Origin of the sequence: Methyloceanibacter sp. (assembly GCF_041573655.1) — a bacterium.
Taxonomy (GTDB): Bacteria; Pseudomonadota; Alphaproteobacteria; order Rhizobiales; family Methyloligellaceae; genus Methyloceanibacter.
Window position 1 is genome coordinate 1 of sequence record NZ_JBFFQD010000006.1, and the last position, 22334, is coordinate 22334.

Genomic DNA, 22334 nt, shown 5'->3' on the forward strand with positions numbered 1-22334 from the left:
AAGCCGACATTGTCGTAGGAGACCATGGGCTCCGACATGGCGGTGATCGTCTCGGGGAGTGCCTGCAACATCTCCGCCGTGGGGATCATGATCTTGGTGTGATCGGTATCGAAATGCTCGGCGATGATGTCGGAGTATTTGAACTCGTCGCCTGCTTCGCCGTGGGCCGCCTCGAATCCAATGGAGAACGTCTTGAGGTGTTGCTGACCGGCTTCCGCTAGAAGTCCGACGATCAGGCTCGAATCGACGCCACCCGAAAGCAGCACGCCAACAGGCACGTCGGCGATCATGCGCCGGTCGACCGCACGGCGCAGCGCATCGCCCACACGCTCTTTCCACACCGCGTGGTCCAGGGTCAGGTCATCGCGCGACCGATTGAAGGCAAGCTCCCAGTAGACGCTGTCTTTGATGCGGCCGTCGGGCTCAACGATGCGCAACGTTGCTGGCGGCAACTTACGGACCCCGCGCAGAATCGTGTGCGGCGGCGGGACGACTGCGTGGAGCGTCATGTAGTAGGAGAGCCCTACGGGATCGAGCGCGGTGTCGACATCGCCTGCGGCCAGAAGGGCCGGCAGCGAGGAAGCAAAGCGCAAGCGCTTTGGACTTTGCGTGTAGTAGAGCGGCTTGATGCCGAGCCGGTCGCGGCACATGGCGATCCGGCCTGTGTCACGCTCGTGAATGACGAAGGCGAACATGCCGTTGAAGCGCTTCGGCGCCTCCGGTCCCCAGGCGTGCCAAGCCTTGAGAATGACTTCGGTGTCGCTGGTGGAGAAGAAGCGGTAGCCGCGCCCCTCCAGCTCTTCCCGCAGTTCCTTGTGATTGTAGATGCAGCCGTTGAACGCCAGGGTGAGACCCAGCTCCGAATCGACCATGGGTTGCTGGCCGCGTTCGGAAAGGTCGATGATCTTGAGCCTGCGATGGCCGAGCGCCACCTCACCGCGCGCCACGATGCCTTGCGCGTCAGGGCCGCGCGGCACCATCGCGCACGTCATGGCGCTGAGCGCCTCCAACGAAACCGGCGAGCCATCGAATGTGACTTCGCCGCACAAACCACACATAGATTAAAGCCTCGAGCCGGTGAGAATTTCAGGCCGCCTTGCGCGCATAGCGGAAGATAAGAGCAAGATTGGGGCCGATTTTCGCGTGGCTCTGGAAGCCCGCGTACCGCCATTTCAAAATCTAGCCATCTGGCTGAATGGGCGACTTATTGCATCGATGACAGCATCGATCAAATCTCCGGTGGCACAATGACTGGGCGAGGGGGGTCTCCATGCACATTTTTGGTGCAAATTTGGCCCATAGATACATCAAACTGCTTTGAGGTGGCCCGCCAATACGCCGCCAATTGCGCCTAATGGCCCAAACGGCGATTAACTGTACTTTAAGCCCCGGAAACGCCCTGTTTTACCGGTATCTGTTAGGCTTCTCGGGAGATCGTCAGTGATTTCAGGGTGGCCGTTGGCAGTCCTGCGGACTACGTTGAGGCGTTGAGGGGACCAACAAGATGGGCGGACGACCCCAAGTACTGGGGCTACTCGCTTTAGCTGTGGCGGTGTGGTTTGCGAGTCCTGTCGTGGCCCCGCCAGCGGCTGCTGAGATTCGCGTTCCGCTTCCGGGCGTCGACGCCAAAAAGAAGGTCAAGCGGAAGCGCCACGCCCGGCCCACGATGCCGCGCCGTAATCCGACCCGCGCGACGGCAGGCTTGTCCGCCAGTGCGGTGTCGCCCCCACAAGCGAAGAACAGCGAGGTCGCGACCGCGGCCGGCGCCACATCGTCAGCCACCGTGTCTCTTGCTCTGCCGCCCAAGCCCGAGCAGCGGGCCGAGACCGAACAGCAAACCAAGACAGCCGCAGTGGACACCGACGCCACGACCGAGAACGCGGAAGCGGAGGCTCCCGCACCGAGCGCGGTAGAGGAGGCCAAAGAGCAGATCGACGAAGGCGCTGATGCGCCAGAGGCTGCGGACGCCGAGACCGCTGCCGACGACGCCAAAGAAGAGATCGTCAACGAGACCGCAGAGGCTGCAAGAGAGTCTGCAAGTGAGGCAGCGGAGGCAGCAGAGGAGACCGCAGAGTCTGCCGCCGAAACCGTAGAGACGGCCACCGACGCCGCCACGGACAACGCCGAACAAGCCGCCGAAGACACCGCGCCGAGCTCTGAAACGGACGAAGCCGTCGAGCAGACGGCGGCGACTGATGCAGATGCGACGGCCGCCACGGACGACGAAAAGACGGCAGAGGCCGATGCCGCGCCCGCGCCGTCCAAAGACAACGAGGACGCGCAAGAGAACGCCGAGAATGAGTCGGTCGACTTAAAACCGGCGGATCCGAAACCGGCGGATCCGGAACCAGAGACAGCTGCAACGGAGACCAAGGAAGAGGACGGCCCGCCGAAGCCTGCCGAAGTTGCCGACCAGTCAGAGGATACCCCCGCCCCCGCAGAAGATGCGGCGGCGGACGCGTCCGCTGCGAAGGATACGGAGTCCGAAACGGTCCCAACCGAGACGGCGGCGCTGCCGGATCATGACGCGACCGTCGTTTTGGATGTCGCGCCCCCGCCGGACGACATCTCGTCTACCGAGGACACGAAACCGGCGACCGGTTCGGGCGAGAAGGACGTCGCGGTGCTAACGCCCCCGAGCACGCCGGACAAAATGACCCCGGACAGCGACGCCAAGGCAAACGAAACGGCGGAGCCAAACAGCGCACCAACGGACGCTGACTCCGAAGAGACAACGGCGGACGGTGACGCGGACGCCGTCGACGGTGAAGCCGAGGCCGAAGATGAGGTCGTGGCGGAGCCCGCCCCGCCGCCGGCCCATCCCGTGGTCGCGGAAATTCGCGAGAAGCTTCAAGACCCCGCGCTTGCCAAGACCGTTGCGGCGTCCGATTTGGAGGCGCTAAAGGCTTTCTATGGCACGCATGAGGGACCGCCGCTTTGGGTAACCGAAGACGCGTTCACGACGAACGCGCAAGGCGTGATTGCCGAGATCGGAAAAGCGGACGATTGGGGTCTTACGGCCAGTTCGTTCAAACTACCCAGCACCAACGATCCGCTGACGACGCCGGACGCGCTTGCCGACGCCGAACTTCAACTTTCCATCGCGACGCTCGGCTACGCGCGCGATGCACAGATTGGCCGCTTGACGCCAAAGCGAGTCAGCAAGCTGTTCGACCAACGCCCCTCGCTGCGCGATCCGGCGAGCGTACTGAAAGAGACTGCCGCGGCGAGCGATCCGAGCGCTTATCTCGTCTCGCTTCATCCGCGGCACGATCAGTTTAAGAAGCTGCAGAAAGCGTTGCTGAACGCACGACAGAGCGCCAAGGCAACGGGCCGCGATCCGGCAACGGACCAAAACGTGCAGTTGATTACGATCAACATGGAGCGTTGGCGCTGGTTGCCGCGCAATCTCGGCAACTACCACGTCTGGAACAACGTGCCCGAGTTCCAAGTGCAGGTCAGAAAGGACGGCCGGACGATCTACCAAGGCAAGACAATCGTGGGCCAACTCAAATACGCCACGCCGTTCTTCTCTGCGAAGATGCGTAACATCGTGTTCCACCCGAATTGGACGGTGCCTCCGACGATCGTCAAGGAGGACATCGCGCCGAAGCTACAGGGCACCGGTGGAGGGTTCTTTGGCGCCTCGAAAGAAGCCACGCTGCGGCGCTACGGCCTGAAGGCCAACTACAAAGGCAAGCCCATCAACGCCGACACGGTCGACTGGAAGAACGTCAACGTCCATGCCTACACCTTTGTCCAAGATCCCGGCCCGGCCAACGTGCTTGGAAAATTCAAGTTCAACTTTCCGAACAAGCACGCCATCTATATGCACGACACGGTCCAGCCGGAGCTGTTCTCCCAGCGGATGCGCACGTTGAGCCATGGCTGTATCCGTGTGCACCAGCCGGCCCAGTTAGCCACGCTCCTGCTGGGCCAAGACAAGGGCTGGAGCGCCGGCAATGTTCATAGCCTGGTAGCCAGGAACGAGAGCAAGGTGATCGCGCTGAAGCGCCACGTGCCGGTGCATCTGACCTACTTCACTGCCATCGTCGATGAGTACGGCAACCTCAGCAAGCCAGGCGATATCTACGGCATCGACAATCTCATGGCGCCGAAACTGTTCAGAAGTCCGGCCGCGTTCCCGGTACCGCCGCCCGCCGTCGTTGCCGAGTCCAGCCCCTCACGCACGCAGCAAAGGCGCAGCCAGCGCCGGCGGGGCGGCGGCGAATTCAACAACTTCATCTCCGGTCTGTTCGGAAATTGAGGCGGGCCAAGCCTGGCTGCTAAGTCTAGCCAACAAGCCTAGCTGCCGAGAGCGCCCAGAATATCCTTGGCGAACGCGCTGAGCGAAGGGTCGCGCGCGCCCATCACAAGAACGATATCGCCTTCGGTCGCGTCTTCGGCAATGCGCTCGATCAGCCACTCCCGCGATGGTGCGAACGCAGCCTGCGTACCGCGAGCCTCGATTTCCTCGATGATGTCGGCGGCGGAAAAGTCGCGCGTGGCCGTGCCGCCCGCATAGAACACTTCGAGCATCCACAAACGATCGTCGGCGTCGAGCTCATCTGAAAACGTCCGCACGAAGTCTTGGCGGAGAAAGCGGGTCGGGCCGTAGCCGTGCGGCTGGTAGACCGCCAGCACGCGCTTGCCGCGCAGCTTCGCGGTTCTGATTGCCGCGGCGATCTTCTCCGCGTTATGTGCGAAGTCATCCACGACTTCGATTCCGCCCGCACGCCCTACGGTCTGAAACCGCCGCCCAATTCCTGAGAAGCGCGACAGCGGCTCGGCCATTTCGGGAGGCGCAACGTCCACGGCCCGGCAGGCCGCAATCGCCGCAAGTGCGTTCATGACATTGTGCGCGCCCGGGACCGGCAGTTCGAACACCGTATCTTCGACACGGAAGCGGCTCGATTGGGGACCCATCTGGACGTCCAGCCCCCGCACATGCGCGCGTTCCGAAAGACCAAAGCGCAGCGCCCCCCCGGCGAATGGATCGAGCGCCGCGTCATCGCCGACAACGAGCGTCTCGCGCGTGCGGGCGCGCAACGTGGCAAACATCGCCGCCACCTCGTCCACCTCTTTGTGGTCGCGCTGTAGATTGAGAATGACACCGATGGCGGGTGTGTAGCGCACTAGCGAGCCGTCGCTTTCGTCCGCTTCCACGACGAGGAGGTCGGACTTGCCGGCATACGCGTTGCCGATCAAACCGTCGGCTTGAAGCGCGGGCAGGTCACCGCCCGTGATGACCGAAGGATCGCGATCGCTTCCCCGCAATATCTCAAAAACCATGCCCGTGACCGTCGACTTGCCGCTCGTGCCCGTGACCGCGATGGAGCGGTTGCGCGCAACGAAATAGGCGAGCATCTCGGAGCGATGCACGATAGGCACGCCGTTTGCGCTTGCCGTGGCGAAGTCCGGCACATGTGCCTCGACGGCGGTGGAGACGACGAGCGCCGCGCAGTCCTCGCCCACGCCGCTGCCGTCTTGAGGGTAGACGCCGATTCCCAGTGCTTCGAATTGCGCGCGCAAGTTTCCGCGCTCGCCGTTGTCGAAAGCGCGGTCGCTGCCGCTTGCCCGTGCTCCGGTCATCGCGTGGAACTGTGCGATAGCGCTCATGCCCGATCCGCCAAGCCCCGCATAGTGGAAGCGGGCGCCGGCGTAAGGGTCGGGGATCTCTCTCTGCTCCGGCGCGGCGATGAGCACGAAGTCGCCTTCGCGGACGCGGTCAAACAGCGCGCAGACATCCGCGTTCGTCAGACGAACGCAGCCGCGCGAAGTGGCCCGGCCGATCAAGTCCTCTTGATTGGTACCGTGGAAATAGATGTAGCGCTCCAGGGAGTCCTGCCCGGTCCCCCGGTTCACGCCGTCCTCCAGGCCGTCGAGCGTGAGAATACGCGTGAGAATGAGATCGTCGTCGCGTTGTTCGCCGCACCATGTGTCGCCCGTCGGTGCGCGCGACTGGAACACGGCGCCCGGGCACGCAGCTTCGCCGATGCGGGCCTGGATGCGATGCCAGCCGGGGGGAGTCTTGAAGGAATTCTCCGCGCCGCCGATACCGTTCAAGGCCGTGGAAACCGGCCACACGCCGGTGGCGCGCTCCTGCTCAAGCAGGGCAACATTCTGCCGCTCCACGTCTACCACGAGCAGGCGGTCGGGCAGCGCCTCCGGCGCGCCGGGGCGGCCAAGTGCAGCGCGCGCGATTTCGAGTGCGCGGTCGGATATCGAAGCGGGCGGGCTCACGCGGCGCACTCTGCCACAAGGAACAGGCGTAGCGTCACCCTTTAGTTTTCGCTTAGGAAAACAAAGCGAGGGGACCGGCGGGACGCCGCCGGCACGATCCCTCAGCCTGGCCGCTTAGAAGAGCGGGCCGCCATAGGGGTAGTAGAACTGCCAATAGCGGTACTGGTAGGGGCGCCAATAGGGCATGCAGGTCCACTTGGCGCGCCGCCGATACTGCTTGCAGCGGCGGACTTGACGGCGATAGCGAACCTCTTCGACGCCTGCATTGGCGCTGCCGACAGACTTGGTCAGGGCCGCGTGGTCGGACAGGGCAAGCGGTGCTGCGCTGACGACCGTAGGCGCGAGGAACGCCACCCCACATATGAGCGAGAACGCAATCACGATGCGCATGACAATACTCCCTGCAGTTCTCGAGCCTGATGGGCTCTTGTGTTCTACGGGGACTCTAGCACAAGGCCGTTTCCGGCCCGTTACAGCGTCGTTATCTATTCAGTCACCATAACGCCTCGCGGCCTCTCATAGCAGGGCCGCGGCGGTCAGCAAGATCACAATCTCGGCAGCCTGCTCCAGGGCGCCGATCACGTCGCCGGTCTGCCCGCCAATTTGCTCGCGGGCAAGGCGCACCAGGCCCAGCAGAACGAGCGCTACGAGTGCCGCGGCGATCAGCCCTGCGCCGAGGCCAAGGCAAAGTACGAGGGCGAAACCGCCAAGTGCGACGGCGATGACGACGGGCCCCCTTTGGGGCGTGCCAATGCTTGCCGAAAGCCCATCCAGGCGAGCCTGCGGGAGCATCGACATGAACAGCGGCATTACCGCGCGGGCACCCATATGCGCCGCGATCAGTGCCGCCGCGACGGGTGCCGGGGCGGCGAGGCTTGCAATGGCGCCCGCCCGCAACATGAAGGAGAGAATGAGCGCCGTGACGCCAAAGGCGCCGCTGCGGCTGTCGTGCATGATCTCGAGCTTGCGCGCCTTTGTCGCGCCGCCGCCGAAGCCGTCTGCTGTGTCGGCAAGGCCGTCTTCATGGAGGCAGCCGGTCAACAGCGTGGCGGCAGCGATGCCAAGCGTGGCGGCGACAAACGACCCAAGCGGCGAGGTCAGCCAATAGACGAGCGCCGCGACCGCGCCGACCAGGAGGCCGGCGAGCGGGAAGGTCCAGACCGCCTCGCCGAGATTTGCGTTCGGGGGCGCGGCAATCGGCAGCCGCGTGCAAAAGGCTAGGCCCGTCCTGAGGTCCGTGCTAATGCCGCCCATTCCCGTCCATCTCCTTTTCGTTCACAGCGTCAACGGGACACTACGCTGAAATGCCGAAGTTTTCTTCGATCGATGATCTGCGCGCCGCCGTGTCGGACCTGCCTGCGGCCAACCATGAGGTGGCGGACCAGGTGGCGGGGCGTGAGGCGCAGCTGACCAAGCCGCCTGGCAGCCTCGGCCGTCTTGAGGACCTCACCGCCTGGCTGGCGGCTTGGCAGGGGCAGAACCCGCCGCGGCTCGAGGTGGTCGAGATCCTGGTTTTCGCCGGCAATCATGGGGTCACAGCGCAAGGGGTCTCCGCCTATCCGGCCGAGGTGACGGCGCAGATGGTGGCGAATTTCGCGGCCGAAGGCGCTGCGATCAATCAGCTTACCCGGGAAGCGAAAGCAAACTTGCGGGTGATGCCGCTGTCGCTCGACACGCCCACGGCCGACTTCACCGAAGGCCCCGCCATGGCTGAGGCTGAATTTCTGGAGGCGGTTTCGGCCGGCTACGAGGCTGTGCCGGCGGCCGCCGACTTGCTCGTCCTTGGCGAAATGGGCATCGGCAACACCACGGCGGCGGCGGCGCTTTCAGGCGCGCTGTTCGGTGGCGGGGCGCGCTTTGCCGGAACCGGCACGGGCGTCGACGATGCTGGGCTCAAACGAAAACGCGACGTCATTGAGCGCGCATTGCAGCGTCATTCCGGCGCAATTGCAGATCCTCTGCACGCGGCAGCGGCGCTCGGCGGCCGCGAGCTCGCTGCCATGTTCGGCGCGTGTCTTGCCGCGCGTCACAATGCTATCCCCGTGCTGATCGACGGCTTCGTTTCCACAGCGGCGGTCGCACCGCTCAAGGCGTTGCGCGCCGATGCGCTCGATCATGCCCATGTCGGACATGTGTCAGCCGAGGCCGGACATTGTCTTCTGTTGCGCGAGCTTGGTATGACGCCACTGCTCGATCTCGGCATGCGTCTTGGCGAAGGTTCCGGCGCCGCCGTTGCGGTGCTGGTGCTGCGCGCCGCGCTCGCTTGCCACACCGGCATGGCGACATTCGAAGAGGCACAAGTCTCCGACAAACAAGTCTCAGACAAAGACGCGTGAGCTAGCCTACGGCGATGGCGTGAAAGAACGTGCCGGTAACTTGGCCGCGCCGTCCACCAGCGGGGCCGAGCTCGTTGCCTTCGCCATCGAACATCTCGGCCAATGGCGTATCGTTCCCGGTTTCCGTCACGCTCGCATAGTGGAATTCATGACCGCGCACCTCAGCGCCATTTTTGCCGAGCGCACAGTCGTACAGAAGCCGCGCCTCCCGATAACCGAGGTGAAGCTTGCGCTCTGCGAAGCTTGTCGAATGGCCCAACAGGCCCGTCATGGCATGCCGCTCGCCGTCCGCATCGATCAGCGCTTCTCCGAGAACCATGTATCCGCCGCACTCGCCGTGCACGGGACGCGTCTTGGCGAACGCGGCAAGCTGCGTCTTGAATGTGTTTCTTGCTGCGAGCGCGCCCGCGTGCAGCTCCGGATAACCGCCCGGGAGCCAGCAGGCATCGCAAGTGTCGTCGGGACCTTCGTCGGCAAGCGGTGAAAACGGTACGATCTCCGCGCCGTGTTGCCGCCAGCCTCGAACAATGTGCGGATAAAGAAACGTGAACGCGGCGTCCTGCGCGAGCGCGATGCGCGCACCGGGCGGCGGCAACGCGATCGCCGACCCGTTTCCCGCAATATGCGGCGGCGTGGCGCAAGACGCAATCGCATCGAGATCGAGATGCTGCGCCGCCAATTGCCCTAGCGCATCGAGCGTGGCGTCGAGGTTGTCGTGCTCGCGCGCCTGCACCAACCCAAGATGCCGCGACGGCAGGGCGATCGTCTCATCGCGCGGCAACACGCCGAAGATCGGAATCTCCAAAGCGCCGATGGCTTGGCTCAGAAACCGCGCGTGGCGGTCACTTGCGACACGATTGAGAATGACGCCGGCAATGCGCACGTTCGGATCGTGGCTGGCGAAGCCGCGTAGCAGCGCCGCTGCGGACTGCGATTGGCCGGAGGCATCGATCACCAGGATCACCGGCAGCGAAAAGCGCGCGGCGAGATCCGCCGTGGCTCCCGTGCCCGCACTGCCGACCCCATCGAACAGGCCCATGACGCCCTCGATGACGGCGATATCGCACCCCGCCGTCGCCTCGCCCATCAGCGCATCGAGCAACCCCGGCCCCATGGCCCAGCTATCGAGATTGACACTGTCTCGGCCCGTCGCCGCGGCGTGGAAGGCCGGGTCGATATAGTCCGGGCCGGTCTTCGCAGCCCGCACGCGACGCCCCCGGCGGCGAAGGCCGGCAAGCAACGCCAAGGTCGCAGTGGTCTTTCCGGCCCCGGACCGGTGGGACCCGACGATCAGAGCGGGCGCGCTCGTCGCGCTCATGAGGCTCTCCCCGCGTGACGGGAGGGCTCCGGCGCTCTATAGCCAAGAGCATGGATGAGACCGCCCGCCCGCTCCGCAAGGGCTGGACCACTGGCGCTTGTGCCGCCGCCGCCGCCAAGGCGGCGTATGCGGGGCTGCTGACGGGCGAATTCCCCGACCCCGTCGAGATCGGACTGCCGGGCGGTCAGAGGCCCGCTTTTGCCCTCGCGGCTACGGCGCGCGGCAACCGCGCCGCCACCGCGGGCGTGGTCAAGGACGCCGGCGATGATCCCGACGTCACCCATGGCGCGTTGATCCTGGCGACGGTCCAGCCCGGTGCACCCGAAAGCGGCGTGACGTTCTGTGCCGGCGAGGGCGTCGGCACGGTGACGCGGCCCGGGCTTGCTATTCCGCCCGGCGAACCGGCGATCAATCCCGTGCCCCGCCAAATGATCCGCGATGCCATCACCGAGGTCGCGACCGCGCTTCATGACGCGGGCGATGTTGAAGTGGAGATCGCCGTGCCGAACGGAGCCGCGCTCGCCGAGAAGACGCTGAACGGCCGGCTCGGCATTGTCGGCGGGCTGTCGATCCTCGGCACCACCGGCATTGTCGTGCCGTACTCCTGCTCGGCGTGGATCCATTCGATTCATCGCGGTATCGACGTGGCGCTTGCCTGCGGACTTGACCACATCGCGGCTTCCACCGGATCGACGTCTGAGGCCGCCGTGCAAAATATGTACGGCCTGCCCGAGACGGCGCTCATCGACATGGGCGATTTCGTCGGCGGCACGCTTAAATACGTAAAGACCCATCCCGTGCCGCGCGTCACGATTGCGGGCGGCGTGGGCAAGATGACGAAGCTCGCCCAAGGCTTGCTCGATCTCCACTCCAAGCGCGGCAGCGTCGATCTCGACATGCTTGGCGAGCTTGCCGCGCGGGCCGGCGGCTCGGACGAGGCGTGTCAGCGCATCCGCGCATCCAACACGGCGGCGGAGGCTTTCGATCATGCGCGCACCGAAGGTATCGCGCTTGGCGATGCGGTTGCGCGCGCCGCGCAGGAGACCGCATCCGGCGTCGTGGCCGGCAAGCCCGTTGAGATCGAAGTCGTGGTGTTCGACCGTCAAGGCGAACTCGTGGGCCAGGCGCCGTGTCCTCATGCCGGACCTTCCCGGTAGCGGCGTCGATAGTCCGGATCGTAGAGCGCGCTCTCCCGAAAATCTTCGGCTGCTAACGCGCGTCCTACCAGAATCAGCGCGGTGCGTTCGATGGGATCGCCTGCGAGTGCTGCACAAATGTCGCCGAGTGTGCCGCGAACGATGCGCTGTTGCGGCTGGCTGACATGCGCCACCACCGCGACAGGGCAGTCCGCGCCATAGAGCGGCAGCAATGTCTCCACCACATTGTCGAGTGCGTGGATAGCCAGATGGATGGCGAGCGTTGCACCCGTCGCGGCGAACGCTTCCAACGTCTCGCCGTCGGGCATGCGCGATGCGCGTCCCGGCACGCGGGTCAGCACCACGCTCTGCGCCACTTCCGGCACGGTGAGTTCGCGATGCAGCGCCGCAGCGGCGGCGGCGAAGGACGGCACGCCCGGCGTCAGCGTATAGGGAATGCCGCGCGCATCGAGCCGGCGCATCTGCTCGGCGACGGCGCTGAACACGGATATGTCGCCCGAGTGAAGCCGCGCCACGTCCTGTCCCGCCTCGTGCGCGGCGGTGTACTCCGCTTCGATCTCATCCAGCGATAGCGGCGCCGTATCTACGAGCCGCGCATCTGGTGGGCAGTGGGCCAGCATGTCCTTCGAAACAATCGATCCGGCGTAGAGACAGACCGGACAGCGCGCCAGAAGATCGCGCCCGCGCAGCGTAATGAGGTCGGCCGCGCCTGGACCAGCCCCGATGAAGTGGACGGTCACGCGCCGTCCTTGTGGCCCGCCAACGCGCAAGTGGCGGGACCGACAACGATGCGTGGCACGAGCAGCGCCGCGTCGGGGCCCGCAGCCGCTAGCGCCGCGGCCTCCGCCACGGAAGGAACGCCGAAGAGCTCCTTCACACGGGGCGATGAACTTTGCGTGCGTGGGCCTGCCGCTTCCAAGGCGGCTGGCTTCACCAGAACGAGTTGGACACCGCGCGCCGCGGCCGCCTCGATGATGCCGGTTTCGCTGCCCTTCCCGTCGGAGGTGGCGATGATCTCGATGGCTTCGCGTGTCTCGTCAGCCGCCGCGAGGGCCGCGTCGATCGCCGCCTCGACCTCCTCCACTGTCGTGCCCCGCTTGCAGCCGATCCCCGCAACAATCATGTCTTTCTCCAAACCCATTGTGTGACCGGCAGTGCCGGCCGCCATCCTGTCTTGCCGCCGACTCGGTCGGCTCTCGATATCGCCGCGCGTGTGAGCTCGCCACCGCGCAGCGCGTGCAGGGCGATAAATTCAGATTCGGTCTCAAGTGTGACGGCGTTGGCAACAAGGCGGCCACCCGGCTTCAGCGCCGCGATGCACGCATCCAACACACCCGTTGTACTTGCGCCGCCGCCAATAAAGATAGCATCGGGCGCTTCGAGGCCGGCGAGCGCGTCGGGTGCTTCGCCCTCGACCACTTCAAGATCGGGAACGCCGAAAGCGAGCGCATTGCGGCTGATGCACGCGGCACGCTCCGGCCGCGCTTCGATGGCAATGGCGCGGAGCGACCGATGCGCCAGCATCCATTCGATGGCGACGGAGCCGGCGCCCGCGCCAACGTCCCACAGAAGTTCGCTGCGCCGCGGCGCGAGCGACGACAGGGTGATTGCCCGGACTTCCCGTTTGGTGATCTGTCCGTCGTTCTCGAACAGGTTGTCGGCAAGGCCCGGCGCGTAGGCGATGATGCGTGCGTCCGGTGACGCCGCGACGACGTCGATTGCCAGCGTATTCAGCGCCGCCACGTCTTCGATATCGAAGGCGTCGGCGCGCACGCTGCGCACGCGTTCCCTCTCACCGCCAAGGGCTTCGAGAACGGTCAAGTTCGAAGCGCCGAACCCAATCTCGGTCAGAAGCCGCGCGAGCGTCGCCGGACCCTCTGCGTCCGAGGTCAACGCAAGAATGTGCGCACCCGGATGGAGGTGCGGCCGGATACGATCCACGGCTCGGCCATGCACGGAAAGCAACGTGGTTTCTGGGATTGCCCAACTCAAGCGCGCCGCCGCCAAGCTAAAGGCAGACGGCGCCGGGACGACCCAGACCTCCTCCGGTGGCACATGGCCGGCGAGAGTTGCGCCGACGCCATAGAAGAACGGATTGCCCGAGGCGAGCACGCAAATCTGCCGCCCCCGCATGCCCAGAACCTCGCCCACCGCGAGCGAGAAAGGCGATGGCCACGGCTTGGACTGGCCATTAATCAGAGGTCGCGCCAAAGAGAGATGCCGTGCGTGGCCGAACACGATCTCGGCATTGGCGATGAGGTCGCGGGCGCCCCGGCTCAAGCCCTCCACCCCGTCCTCGCCGATCCCAATGATGGACAGCCAGCGCGGCGATGAGGCAGGGTTCGGCATGGTTGGTTCAGAGCGCATCATGAATATCCTCATTCTTGGTGGCACCACGGAAGCCCGCGTCTTGGCTGGAGCGCTCGCGGGCCGGGCAGATTTGACCGTCACGCTGTCGCTCGCCGGACGCACGGCAAAGCCGTTGCCGCAAGGCGTGCCGACGCGTGTCGGCGGCTTCGGCGGGGTGGATGGGCTTATAGAATATTTGCGGGCTGAGAAGATCGGCGCGCTGGTCGATGCCACGCATCCCTTTGCGCAGATAATCTCCGAGAACGCGGCGCGCGCGGCTGAGGCGTGCGGCGTCCCCTTTCTCGCCTTGCGCCGGCCGGCGTGGGCGAAGATGGACGGCGATCAATGGATCGAGGCCGGAAGCGTCGCAAGTGCCGTTGCCGCGCTTGGGCAAGCACCGCGGCGTGTGTTCCTCGCGCTCGGCCGCAAAGAGATCGCGCCGTTCACGGCCGCGCCGCAACATACCTATCTGGTGCGCAGCGTCGATCCTATCGACCCGCCCCTTGCTGTACCTCATGCCATCTATCTTACCGCGCGCGGGCCCTTCAGCGAGGCGGATGATCGCGCGTTGCTCGAACGTCACCGCATCGACGTCATCGTCGCCAAGAACAGCGGCGGCGATGCCTCCTACGGCAAGATCGCCGCGGCACGTGCCATGCGCCTGCCTGTCGTGATGCTGAGGAGGCCTTCTCTGTCCGAAGCCCCGTCCGTCGAGACCGTCGACGCTGTTGTGGCTTGGCTCGATCATGCGCTCACCGCTGCCGCGGTGCGCGGCGTGTAGACGAGCGGCGCGTGGCCCTGGCGCGCAATGACGCGCGTCTCAGGTGATCCGACAATCACCAGCGTGGCCATGTCGGCTTTGACATCGTGAGCCTGGTCCAGCGTCGTGATGGTCATGGCTTCATCGTCGCGGCCTGCCGCGCGCCCGAACACAACAGGCGTCGTCGGCGCAAGATGTCGGGCAAGGCGCGTGAAAGCCTCGCCGAGCTGCCAGGGCCGTGCCTTGGAGATGGGATTATAGAGCGCGATGACGAAGCCGGCCGAGGCCGCCGCATCGAGCCGCCGTTCAATGAGGTCCCAAGGCTTCAGATTGTCCGACAGCGACATGGCGCAGAAATCATGACCGAGTGGTGCGCCGGCCCGCGCCGCCACCATAAGCATCGCCGTGATGCCGGGCACCACGACCACATCCAACGTGCGCCAGCTCTCCGGCCCGGCTTCGATCTCGCCGCACACGGCCGACGCCATGGCGAATACGCCAGGATCGCCGCCGGAGACCATGGCGACTTGCGCGCCGGACGCGGCGTCGCGCAAGGCAGCTTCGGCCCGCGCGCCTTCGACGCGGTTCCCGGACTCATGCCGCGCCTGGCCGCAGCGCTCAGGCACGCGATCGAGATAAGGCCCATAGCCATAGAGCGCATCGGCGCCATCGAGCGCCTCGCGTGCCTCAGGCGTCAGGTAACGGTCGTCGCCCGGCCCGAGCCCGACAATGGCGAGCCGCCCGGTCATCTGCGCTGCTCCCAGCCGGGCACCAGCACGATGGCGAAATAGGGTGCCGCCGTATCGAGCTTGTCGGTCAGCTTCATGACTGCCGCGTTCGCCATCGTGCCGCGTTCCACATAGATGGCGCGGTCGAGGCAACCGGCGCGCTCGCAGGCGCGGCGAATCTTCGGCAGATGCCGTCCGATCTTCATCACCACCGCAGCGTTGGTATCCGCCAGCCGCCGCTCCAGCTCGTATTCGGGCAGCGTCCCCGGCAGGACGGTGAAGATGTCGTCGCCTTGGGTCATGGGGGCGTCGGTCATGGACCAGCACCCGGACATCCCCGTGACGCCCGCGACAACTTCGGTGGGGTAGCGCTCGCTCAGCCGCACATGAATATGCATGTAGGAGCCGTAGAACATCGGGTCGCCTTCGGAGAGCACGGCGACGTCACGCCCGTCATCGAGGTGCGACGCCACGGCGGCGGCCGAGACATCGTAGAAGTTACGGATCGCATCACGATAGGCTGGTGTCTCTTTCGGCACTTCGGTGGTCACGGGATAGAGCAGCGGCAGCTCCTCGGCGCCATTCAGATGCGCAGCGACGACGGCGCGCGCGTTGCTCTCGTTTCCCGCCTTGGCGAAATACGCCACCACGTCCGCTGACTTCAACGCATCGAGCGCCTTGAGGGTGAGAAGCTCTGGATCGCCGGGCCCGACGCCGACGCCGATCAATCGTCCGGTCATATCCCCTCCTTGGCGAGCGCGTTGATCGCCGCCGCCGTCATGGCGCTGCCGCCCATGCGTCCGCGTACCACGAGATAGGGTACGCCATGTGTGTTGTCGGCGAGCGCGTCTTTGGACTCCGCCGCGCCCACGAAGCCCACGGGAACGCCGAGGATCGCTGCGGGCTTCGGCGCACCGGCCGCCAGCATCTCCAGCAAATGAAACAGCGCGGTGGGCGCATTGCCGATGGCGACGACACTGCCTTCGAGCCTATCGCGCCACAACTCGAGCGCAGCGGCGGAACGGGTTGTGCCAAGTTCAGCGGCAAGCGCAGGCACGCGTTCGTCACGCAAGCTGCAAACCACATCGTTGTCGGACGGCAGCCGCGCCCGGGTCACACCATGCGCCACCATCTGCGCGTCGCAGAAGATCGGCGCACCTTGTTGAAGCGCGCGCCTTGCCGCCGGCACCAGTTCCGGTGAGAAGTCGATCACCTCCGCCGCATCGACGCGCCCGCAAGCATGAATCATGCGGACCGCCACTTCCGCCTGCTCCGGCGTGAAGCGCGACAGATCCGCCTCGTCGCGAATGATGGCGAATGACCGCTCATAGATCGCCGTGCCGTCGCGGATATAGTCCAGCTCACGCATCACTGCTCTCCCCGGCAGACAACGCCATGCCCAACAGCTCATGCGGTTCGACGTAACCTTCCGGCTCGCCGCGCGCCGTGCCGTTATGCACGAAGCCGTAGCCTCGGCCGGTGCCGACGGCAGTGAGCGGCGCATGCGCGGGATGCGCGCAGCCCTTTGCACAGCCGGACACATGCACGGCGATACCGCCTTCCGAGGCCGGCAAGCTCTCCGCGATCTCGGCGGCGAGCTTGCGCGCCGGGATGAGCCCCGAGTTGCAGGCCGGCGCGCCGGGGCACGCCACCACGCGCCGCCGCGAATCTCGTGCATCAACGACAAAGCCGAGCGTGTCGGCTGCGGTTGCGAGCGCAAAGCCCGTCATTTCACCGATCGGCCCGATCAGCAATGTGCGTTCCGGCGCAGTTGCGAGCCATGCCGCCCCGTTGGCGCGCGCGATCTGAGTTAGCGCGATCAAGTCGAGCGCACGGGCCTGGCCAAACGGCAAAGCAATGCCGACGGCGCAGCGTCCATCCTTCAATCCGTGAAGCCCGATAGTCTGCGCGCGCTTGCGCGAAGACACCGCGACGGACGACTCCAACCAGTCACGCACTGCCGAAGCGAAAGCGTTGACGTCGGAGACATCGCGCGCACGCGTCAAAGCTCCGTGCGCGGCAATCACGGCCAACAAATCCGCCACGACGGCGGGCGCATCGCCAAGCCTCACCAGACCAAGCGGTATCGCTGTGGCCGCATCGCCGCCAAGCGAGACGAGAAGCTTCGGCCCATCGGATAATGCAACGGCGCGGAGCCGGATATCGGCGGGCAGTGCATCGAGATGGATGCGGCCGCCCCCATCGACGATCACGGAGACCTTCGGTGCCAAATTAAGATCGCGAGCGCCGATGCTGTGCCGGATCTCGGCGGCCAGTCCATGCGCATCGATCAGCGCTGCGGGATCGTCGGGAAGCGGCGTGGCGAGTACCGGCGTGCCGTCGCCTGCATCGAGCCCGAGCCGCGCGGCAGCGTCGGCGAATAGGGGCGCCGACTTCTGTGTGAGCCCGCGCACCTGCAAGCTGCCCCGCGCACTTATCTCCATGAGGCCGTTGCCGCAAGTCTGTGCGGCGGCGCAGAGCGCGGCGAACCCATCGATCCCGATCGGCCCAATAGGCACGATGCGTGCCAGGAGACCATCACCCGTCTCCATCGGCGCGGCAAGGCGCGGACAATCGCCGCGTGCGAGAGCAACGGTCATAACGCAGCCTCGCTCGCACGCGCGATCATCTCAGTGTTCAAGTCGTTGCGCCTTGGATGCCACAGGCCTTTGGCGCGCGCTGCCTCCAACCGTTCGGCAATGGCGCGCGCCGCCTCCGGATTTTCGGAGACGAGAAACTCGCGCACAGCCTTGTCTCCGAGATAAGCGCGATGCACTTCGTCGAACAGCGCGCTTGAGACGGCACCCGTCGTCTCGGCGAAGTCCACCAGCCGGTCCACGGTCTCGGCGAGCTCAGCGGCACCGCGCGCCCCATGGCGCATCATCCCATTGATGAATTTCGGGCTCGTGGCGCGGCCGCGAACGATGCGGGCCAGGGCCTGGGGAAGCGGCCGCGCGCGTGGGCGCTCCGGATTGGTCACGTCCAACATGACCAGATCGGGTGTGGCGCCCAGCGACCGGGCCGCCGCCGCGAACCCACCGATATGCGCCACGTCCTCCGCGCCCTCGAGGATATCGCGGCTCGGATCGTCCGAGGTGTGCAGCAGCAGGTCGGCATCCGTCACGCGGGTCGCAAACGCTCCAGGCCGGGCGAGGCCTTCCGCCTCCGCGCCGCCATAAGCATGCGAGGTGGCCGCCAGGTAAGCCGCGCCGAGAACGTCGTCCGGCGCATCGCGGCCCAGCAGGTCCTCGACGCCGGCCCCGTAGGCGCCCGGCGCATTGCCGAAGATCCGGGCCGGCGCCGCATCGTCGTCGCCCGCGCGCCGTGCCGCCGCCAGCGGATTGTCGTGATCGTCTTCGTCGCGGGCCGCGACCAGCTTCACGGCCGCATCGATCAGTGCGATCTGCGCCGGAAAGAGATCGCGGAACAGCCCCGAAATGCGCCAGGTAACGTCGACGCGCGGCCGGCCCATGACCGCAGGGGGCAAGACTTCCATGCCGGTGACGCGGCCCGTGGCCGGATCCCAAGTGGGACGGCAGCCCATCAGGACAAGCCCTTGGGCGATTTCCTCACCGCCGGTGCGCAAGGTCGCGCTGCCCCACAGATCGATGACGAGTGCGCGTGGGCTTTCGCCATGGGTTTGCATATAGCCGCGGATGACCTCATCGGCGGCGGCTGCGCCAAGTTCCATGGCCGTGCGGGTCGGCAACACGCGCGGGTCGGCGGTGAAAAGATTGCGCCCCGTGGGCAGAACGTCGCGGCGCCCGCGCGACGGCGCGCCTGCCGGCCCCGGCTCCACGCGTTTGCCGTCGAGCGCCGTAAGCAGCGCATCGCGTTCGGCATCTGCGCAAGCCAGCCACGCCGCGTCGTCGGTGTGCGGCGCGCGGCCGTAAGTGTGCAAGCCGTCCTTGACGGCGAGATCTTTGAGATCGCAAAGCCAAGCATCGATCTTGCGCAGCGCATCGTCGTCGCCTTCGTCGCGTGCAACGCCGGCTTCGCGCGCCAGCCCCGAGCCTTGCGCCTTGTCGACGATGAGCCGCGCCAAGCGCTCGCGCCGACGCCGGTCGAGCCCGTCGGCAATGGCGTACTCGTCGACGAGCTGCTCCAGTTCCAACGCCGCGCCGGACATTTCAGTGCCCGTCAGCGGCGGCGGCAAATGCCCGATGGTGACGCCAGCCACGCGGCGCTTGGCTTGCGCCGCCTCGCCCGGATTGGAAACGATGAAGGGATAGATCACCGGCAGCGCGCCGACGACGCTCTGCGGAAAGCATGCCGCCGACAGCGCGACCGCTTTGCCCGGAAGCCATTCCAGCGTGCCGTGCGCGCCGAGATGAAGCAACGCATGCGCGGCGACCTCGTGCTGCAGCCAAAGGCCAAAGGCGAGCAGCGCATGGCGCGGCGGCAAGGTCGGATCGTGATAGTCGGCGCGGCGATCATGTGTGTTGCCCCGATCGGGCGGCAGCGCCACGGTGATATTGCCGAAGCGCGCGGCACGGAACCGGAAGGCGCCATCGCGAAAATCGGGATCGTCCTCCGGCGCGCCCAAGCCGGCGTTCATCTCTTCGGAAATGCCTTCAGGGAGCGCGGCGAGCAGGCGGGCGTAGTCGTCCCGTGACAGCGCGAGCGTACCGTCCTCACCCAGCGATGCGAGAAGCGCAGGCGCATCCGCAGGTACGTGATCGACCGTGTACCCCGCCTCGCGGAGATCGGCGAGAAGCGCAAGCACGCTTGCCGGCACATCAAGCCCGACCGCGTAGCCATCGCGGCCGCCCGCGCCGGGATAGTCGGGCATCACCACGGCAATGCGCCGTTCGGCGCGCGGCGCTTCCTGGAGACGGACCAGCGCGGCGATCTTGTCTGCCGCCGCCTCGATCAGCTCCGGCTCCGGCCTGCTCACATAGGCGGTGAAAGCGAGCGCATCGTCCTTGGGGAGCGCCTCCTTGAAGGCCAGCGCGCCGGTAAGTACGCGCCCATCCAGCTCCGGCAGCACGATATGCATGGCGAGATCGGAGGGCCCGAGCCCGCGGGGGTTCTCGGCCCAGGCCGCGCGCCGCGTGGTGGCGATCACCGCTTGCAGGATCGGCGCGTCGGTGCCGTCGAATGGCGAGGCTGCGCCGTCGCCCGCGGCAAACGCAGTTGTGGTGACGACGGCGGCAGGCGAGAACATTTGCAGCGTTTCGCGCACGAACGCGGCGGCTTCTTTGTCTTTCAGGCTCGGCACGAAGAGCGGGGCTGGGGTCAATCCGCGTCCGGCAAGCGCCGCGCACAACGCATCGATCGGCGCGGTATCCGTGGAAAGCAGCGCGGCCCGGTAGAACAAGATCGGCACGAGAGGATTTCCGGTGGCGATTTCATCGCGCAGCACATGAAGCGGCACGGCGCCTTTGCCAGGAACATAGCCCGCCATGCGGGGGACGCGCGCCGGCTTCGGCACATCGAGGTTGCGTCCAGCGTGGCACGCAAGGCAGCGGAGGAGACCGCGCAAATTGTCGGGCCCGCCTTCGCGGAAATAGGCAAGCAACGTCTTGAGATCGTCTGTCCGAAGCGTTCCTGCTTCGAACAGGCGCGCATCGTCACGGTCCTCGCCGGGCAGGACCGCAAGCGCAATGCCGTGTTCATGCGCAGCCGCCGCGAGCTGTTCCACGCCATAGTGCCACCAGTCGAGCCCGCCGAGCAGTCGCACGACGATGATCTTGGCGTGGCGCGCCACCGTATCGATCCACAAATCAATGGACATCGGGTGACGCAACTCGCGCAAATGCGCGAGCCGCACGCGGGGCAGGACATCGCGCTCTGCGGCATAGGCGGACGCAAGCCCAGTGAGATCGCTGTCGACAAACGACAACACAACGATGTCGCCGGGCGTCTGGCCGAGATCGACCGGCTCGACGATGTCGTCGAGTGTCGCGGCGTCTGTCTGCAGCAAATGCATGCGCGTTACCCGGCGAGCGACTTGGTGACGGCGTCGCGATCGAGGCCTTTCAAGCCGATAACGACGACGCTGCCTTGGCGATCTTCCGATGGCCCCCAAGCGCGATCGTAATAATGACTGACGCGCGGACCAACGGCTTGGACGAGGAGTCGCATGGGCTTGCCCGCAACCGAGGCGAAGCCCTTCACCCGGAGCACATTGTGCGTCTCGGCGAGCGCGGTAATGCGCGCGGCGAGGGTCGCCGGATCGCCAACTTCGCCAAGCGGCACCACGAAGCTATCGAAATCGTCGTGGTCGTGATCCGCTTCGGCGTCGTGATGGGTCATGCGGTTCTCAATATCGTTCTCGGTGCCGACGCCGAGGCCCAGCAATGCGCCGGGGTCCACTTTGCCCTCGGCTACAGTGACGATGCCGATTGTGCGCGGCAGCGCGCCCGCAACCGTCGTCATCGCTCGTTTCATGCCAGGCTCGTCCAGCAGGTCGCGTTTGTTCAGCACGACGAGATCGGCGCAGGCGATCTGATCTTCGAAGACTTCCTCGATGGGATCGTCGTGGTCGAGCGCATCGTCCGCCGCGCGCTGCGTGGCGAGCGCTTCGAGATCGGCGGAGACTTGGCCGTCGGCGAGCGCGGCGCCATCCACCACGGCGACGACCCCATCCACGGTCACGCGGCTCTTGATCGCCGGCCAATGGAAGGCCTGCACGAGAGGTTTCGGCAGTGCGAGCCCGGAGGTCTCGATGACGATGTGATCGACTTCCGGCTTGCGCGCCAAGATCTCATCGAGCGCCGGCACGAACTCGTCCGCCACGGTGCAGCACAGGCAGCCATTGGCCAGCTCGACGATGTTCTCCTCTGAGCAGTTGGAGTCGCCGCAGCCTTTGAGGATCTCGCCGTCAATGCCCTCATCGCCGAATTCGTTTACGATGACTGCGAGCCGGCGGCCATTCGCATTGGCCAGCACATGGCGAATCAGCGTCGTCTTGCCCGAGCCGAGAAAGCCGGTGACGATGGTGCAAGGAACGCGGGCGAGTGACGTCATTTAGTCTCCTTCCGTGAAGCCGAGTGGCGGCGTGCGGGCAATCAGCCCGCGCTTGAGAATGTCGGGGCGGCCGCGCCAGGGGAGCAAGCCGTCTTCCGCGCGCGCCACGAGTTGCGCCCCCTCGATCAGGGCCTTCGCGTCGCGACCCGCCTCCAGGCCGCCGAAAATGTAGGTCCAGCTGCCGTGACAACGTAATGCGGCGCTGAGCGAACGGCTGCAATTGGCGAGGCATTCGATTTCGCACACGGCAACACCCGTCCCGTCGGCCGCTAGCGCCGTCTCGCGGGCGAGCTTGAGCCCTGGGCGCGGACCGTCCTCGGGGTCGCCCGGCCTGCGGCAAGTCACGCAGACATAGACCGTTGTTCCAGAACGGTTTTCTGCGTCATCGTCACGGGTAATGTCGGTGAAAGTCACCCCGGAAAGCCGCTCCTCGGGCACATGCGTCTGGGGTGTGGGACCGGAGTTTAGCTC

General features: G+C 65.9%; 19 protein-coding genes. 4 read left to right on the forward strand and 15 right to left on the reverse strand.

Annotation, left to right across the window (positions count from 1 at the left end; all coding sequences use genetic code 11):
• Window positions 1-1058 (reverse strand): asparagine synthase (glutamine-hydrolyzing) (gene asnB / locus ABY454_RS02500; protein ID WP_372928595.1); only part of this gene is annotated, 1058 nt, incomplete at its 3' end.
• Window positions 1059-1573: 515 nt separating this feature from the next.
• Between asnB and ABY454_RS02505 the strand changes: the two genes are divergently transcribed.
• The gene (locus ABY454_RS02505; RefSeq protein ID WP_372928596.1) at window positions 1574-4267 is read left to right on the forward strand and encodes a L,D-transpeptidase family protein; all 2694 of its coding nucleotides are present in this window, start codon (window positions 1574-1576) and stop codon (window positions 4265-4267) included.
• A 38-nt stretch (window positions 4268-4305) separates the two neighbouring features.
• Here ABY454_RS02505 and ABY454_RS02510 read toward each other — a convergent pair whose 3' ends face one another.
• From ABY454_RS02510 to cobS, 3 genes are all read right to left on the reverse strand, one after another.
• Window positions 4306-6243, reverse strand: coding sequence for a glutamate ligase domain-containing protein (locus ABY454_RS02510; RefSeq protein ID WP_372928597.1), 1938 nt, complete (start codon window positions 6241-6243; stop codon window positions 4306-4308).
• Between the two features lie 114 nt (window positions 6244-6357).
• Window positions 6358-6633: a hypothetical protein gene (locus ABY454_RS02515; RefSeq protein ID WP_372928598.1), complete on the reverse strand. Its 276-nt coding sequence runs from the start codon at window positions 6631-6633 to the stop codon at window positions 6358-6360.
• Window positions 6634-6759: 126 nt separating this feature from the next.
• Window positions 6760-7497 (reverse strand): adenosylcobinamide-GDP ribazoletransferase, encoded by a 738-nt coding sequence (gene cobS, locus ABY454_RS02520; RefSeq protein ID WP_372928599.1) that lies wholly within the window; start codon window positions 7495-7497, stop codon window positions 6760-6762.
• Between the two features lie 50 nt (window positions 7498-7547).
• Here cobS and cobT point away from each other — a divergent pair, with 50 nt between their 5' ends.
• Window positions 7548-8579: a nicotinate-nucleotide--dimethylbenzimidazole phosphoribosyltransferase gene (gene cobT / locus ABY454_RS02525; protein ID WP_372928600.1), complete on the forward strand. Its 1032-nt coding sequence runs from the start codon at window positions 7548-7550 to the stop codon at window positions 8577-8579.
• 1 nt (window position 8580) lies between these two features.
• Here the strand turns inward: cobT and ABY454_RS02530 are convergent, their stop codons facing one another.
• Window positions 8581-9897, reverse strand: coding sequence for a cobyrinate a,c-diamide synthase (locus ABY454_RS02530; RefSeq protein WP_372928601.1), 1317 nt, complete (start codon window positions 9895-9897; stop codon window positions 8581-8583).
• A gap of 50 nt (window positions 9898-9947) precedes the next feature.
• Here ABY454_RS02530 and ABY454_RS02535 point away from each other — a divergent pair, with 50 nt between their 5' ends.
• Window positions 9948-11054, forward strand: a complete 1107-nt coding sequence (locus tag ABY454_RS02535; RefSeq protein ID WP_372928602.1) for a cobalt-precorrin-5B (C(1))-methyltransferase — start codon at window positions 9948-9950, stop codon at window positions 11052-11054.
• Here the strand turns inward: ABY454_RS02535 and cobM are convergent.
• From cobM to cbiE, 3 genes are read right to left on the reverse strand one after another with little or no spacing between them, the layout of a single operon-like run.
• Complete coding sequence (gene cobM, locus ABY454_RS02540) at window positions 11033-11794, reverse strand: precorrin-4 C(11)-methyltransferase (RefSeq protein WP_372928603.1); 762 nt, start codon at window positions 11792-11794, stop codon at window positions 11033-11035. The two genes, ABY454_RS02535 and cobM, sit on opposite strands and share 22 nt — an antisense overlap.
• Window positions 11791-12177, reverse strand: a complete 387-nt coding sequence (locus ABY454_RS02545; RefSeq protein WP_372928604.1) for a cobalamin biosynthesis protein — start codon at window positions 12175-12177, stop codon at window positions 11791-11793. The genes cobM and ABY454_RS02545 overlap by 4 nt, the downstream gene beginning before the upstream one ends.
• A complete protein-coding gene (gene cbiE / locus ABY454_RS02550; RefSeq protein ID WP_372928605.1) occupies window positions 12174-13424 on the reverse strand; it encodes a precorrin-6y C5,15-methyltransferase (decarboxylating) subunit CbiE in 1251 nt (416 codons plus the stop codon). The genes ABY454_RS02545 and cbiE overlap by 4 nt, the downstream gene beginning before the upstream one ends.
• On the opposite strand from cbiE, the gene ABY454_RS02555 reads away from it, so the two are divergent.
• A complete protein-coding gene (locus ABY454_RS02555; protein WP_372928606.1) occupies window positions 13402-14184 on the forward strand; it encodes a cobalt-precorrin-6A reductase in 783 nt (260 codons plus the stop codon). The genes cbiE and ABY454_RS02555 overlap by 23 nt on opposite strands.
• Here ABY454_RS02555 and ABY454_RS02560 read toward each other — a convergent pair.
• The 7 genes from ABY454_RS02560 to ABY454_RS02590 are packed head-to-tail and all read right to left on the reverse strand — an operon-like array spanning window position 14148 to window position 22277.
• Window positions 14148-14912 (reverse strand): precorrin-3B C(17)-methyltransferase, encoded by a 765-nt coding sequence (locus tag ABY454_RS02560; protein ID WP_372928607.1) that lies wholly within the window; start codon window positions 14910-14912, stop codon window positions 14148-14150. The two genes, ABY454_RS02555 and ABY454_RS02560, sit on opposite strands and share 37 nt — an antisense overlap.
• Window positions 14909-15631: a precorrin-2 C(20)-methyltransferase gene (locus ABY454_RS02565; RefSeq protein WP_372928608.1), complete on the reverse strand. Its 723-nt coding sequence runs from the start codon at window positions 15629-15631 to the stop codon at window positions 14909-14911. Before ABY454_RS02565 ends, ABY454_RS02560 begins: the two co-directional genes overlap by 4 nt.
• Window positions 15628-16260: a precorrin-8X methylmutase gene (locus tag ABY454_RS02570; RefSeq protein ID WP_372928609.1), complete on the reverse strand. Its 633-nt coding sequence runs from the start codon at window positions 16258-16260 to the stop codon at window positions 15628-15630. Before ABY454_RS02570 ends, ABY454_RS02565 begins: the two co-directional genes overlap by 4 nt.
• Window positions 16253-17491, reverse strand: a complete 1239-nt coding sequence (gene cobG, locus ABY454_RS02575) for a precorrin-3B synthase (protein WP_372928610.1) — start codon at window positions 17489-17491, stop codon at window positions 16253-16255. Before cobG ends, ABY454_RS02570 begins: the two co-directional genes overlap by 8 nt.
• Window positions 17488-20823, reverse strand: a complete 3336-nt coding sequence (gene cobN, locus ABY454_RS02580; RefSeq protein WP_372928611.1) for a cobaltochelatase subunit CobN — start codon at window positions 20821-20823, stop codon at window positions 17488-17490. The genes cobG and cobN overlap by 4 nt, the downstream gene beginning before the upstream one ends.
• Before the next feature lie 5 nt (window positions 20824-20828).
• A complete protein-coding gene (gene cobW, locus ABY454_RS02585) occupies window positions 20829-21863 on the reverse strand; it encodes a cobalamin biosynthesis protein CobW (RefSeq protein ID WP_372928612.1) in 1035 nt (344 codons plus the stop codon).
• On the reverse strand, window positions 21864-22277 hold the full coding sequence (locus tag ABY454_RS02590; RefSeq protein ID WP_372928613.1) for a DUF1636 family protein: 414 nt from the start codon (window positions 22275-22277) through the stop codon (window positions 21864-21866).
• Between the last annotated feature and the right edge of the window lie 57 nt (window positions 22278-22334).

Coding starts and splice junctions, on each gene's coding strand:
- ABY454_RS02515 (WP_372928598.1), bottom strand. CDS start 6,633: ATGCGCATCGTGATTGCGTTCTCGCTCATATGTGGGGTGGCGTTCCTC.
- cobS (WP_372928599.1), bottom strand. CDS start 7,497: ATGGGCGGCATTAGCACGGACCTCAGGACGGGCCTAGCCTTTTGCACG.
- cobT (WP_372928600.1), top strand. CDS start 7,548: ATGCCGAAGTTTTCTTCGATCGATGATCTGCGCGCCGCCGTGTCGGAC.
- ABY454_RS02530 (WP_372928601.1), bottom strand. CDS start 9,897: ATGAGCGCGACGAGCGCGCCCGCTCTGATCGTCGGGTCCCACCGGTCC.
- ABY454_RS02535 (WP_372928602.1), top strand. CDS start 9,948: ATGGATGAGACCGCCCGCCCGCTCCGCAAGGGCTGGACCACTGGCGCT.
- ABY454_RS02545 (WP_372928604.1), bottom strand. CDS start 12,177: ATGATTGTTGCGGGGATCGGCTGCAAGCGGGGCACGACAGTGGAGGAG.
- ABY454_RS02555 (WP_372928606.1), top strand. CDS start 13,402: ATGGTTGGTTCAGAGCGCATCATGAATATCCTCATTCTTGGTGGCACC.
- cbiE (WP_372928605.1), bottom strand. CDS start 13,424: ATGATGCGCTCTGAACCAACCATGCCGAACCCTGCCTCATCGCCGCGC.
- ABY454_RS02560 (WP_372928607.1), bottom strand. CDS start 14,912: ATGACCGGGCGGCTCGCCATTGTCGGGCTCGGGCCGGGCGACGACCGT.
- ABY454_RS02565 (WP_372928608.1), bottom strand. CDS start 15,631: ATGACCGGACGATTGATCGGCGTCGGCGTCGGGCCCGGCGATCCAGAG.
- ABY454_RS02570 (WP_372928609.1), bottom strand. CDS start 16,260: ATGCGTGAGCTGGACTATATCCGCGACGGCACGGCGATCTATGAGCGG.
- cobG (WP_372928610.1), bottom strand. CDS start 17,491: ATGACCGTTGCTCTCGCACGCGGCGATTGTCCGCGCCTTGCCGCGCCG.
- cobN (WP_372928611.1), bottom strand. CDS start 20,823: ATGCATTTGCTGCAGACAGACGCCGCGACACTCGACGACATCGTCGAG.
- cobW (WP_372928612.1), bottom strand. CDS start 21,863: ATGACGTCACTCGCCCGCGTTCCTTGCACCATCGTCACCGGCTTTCTC.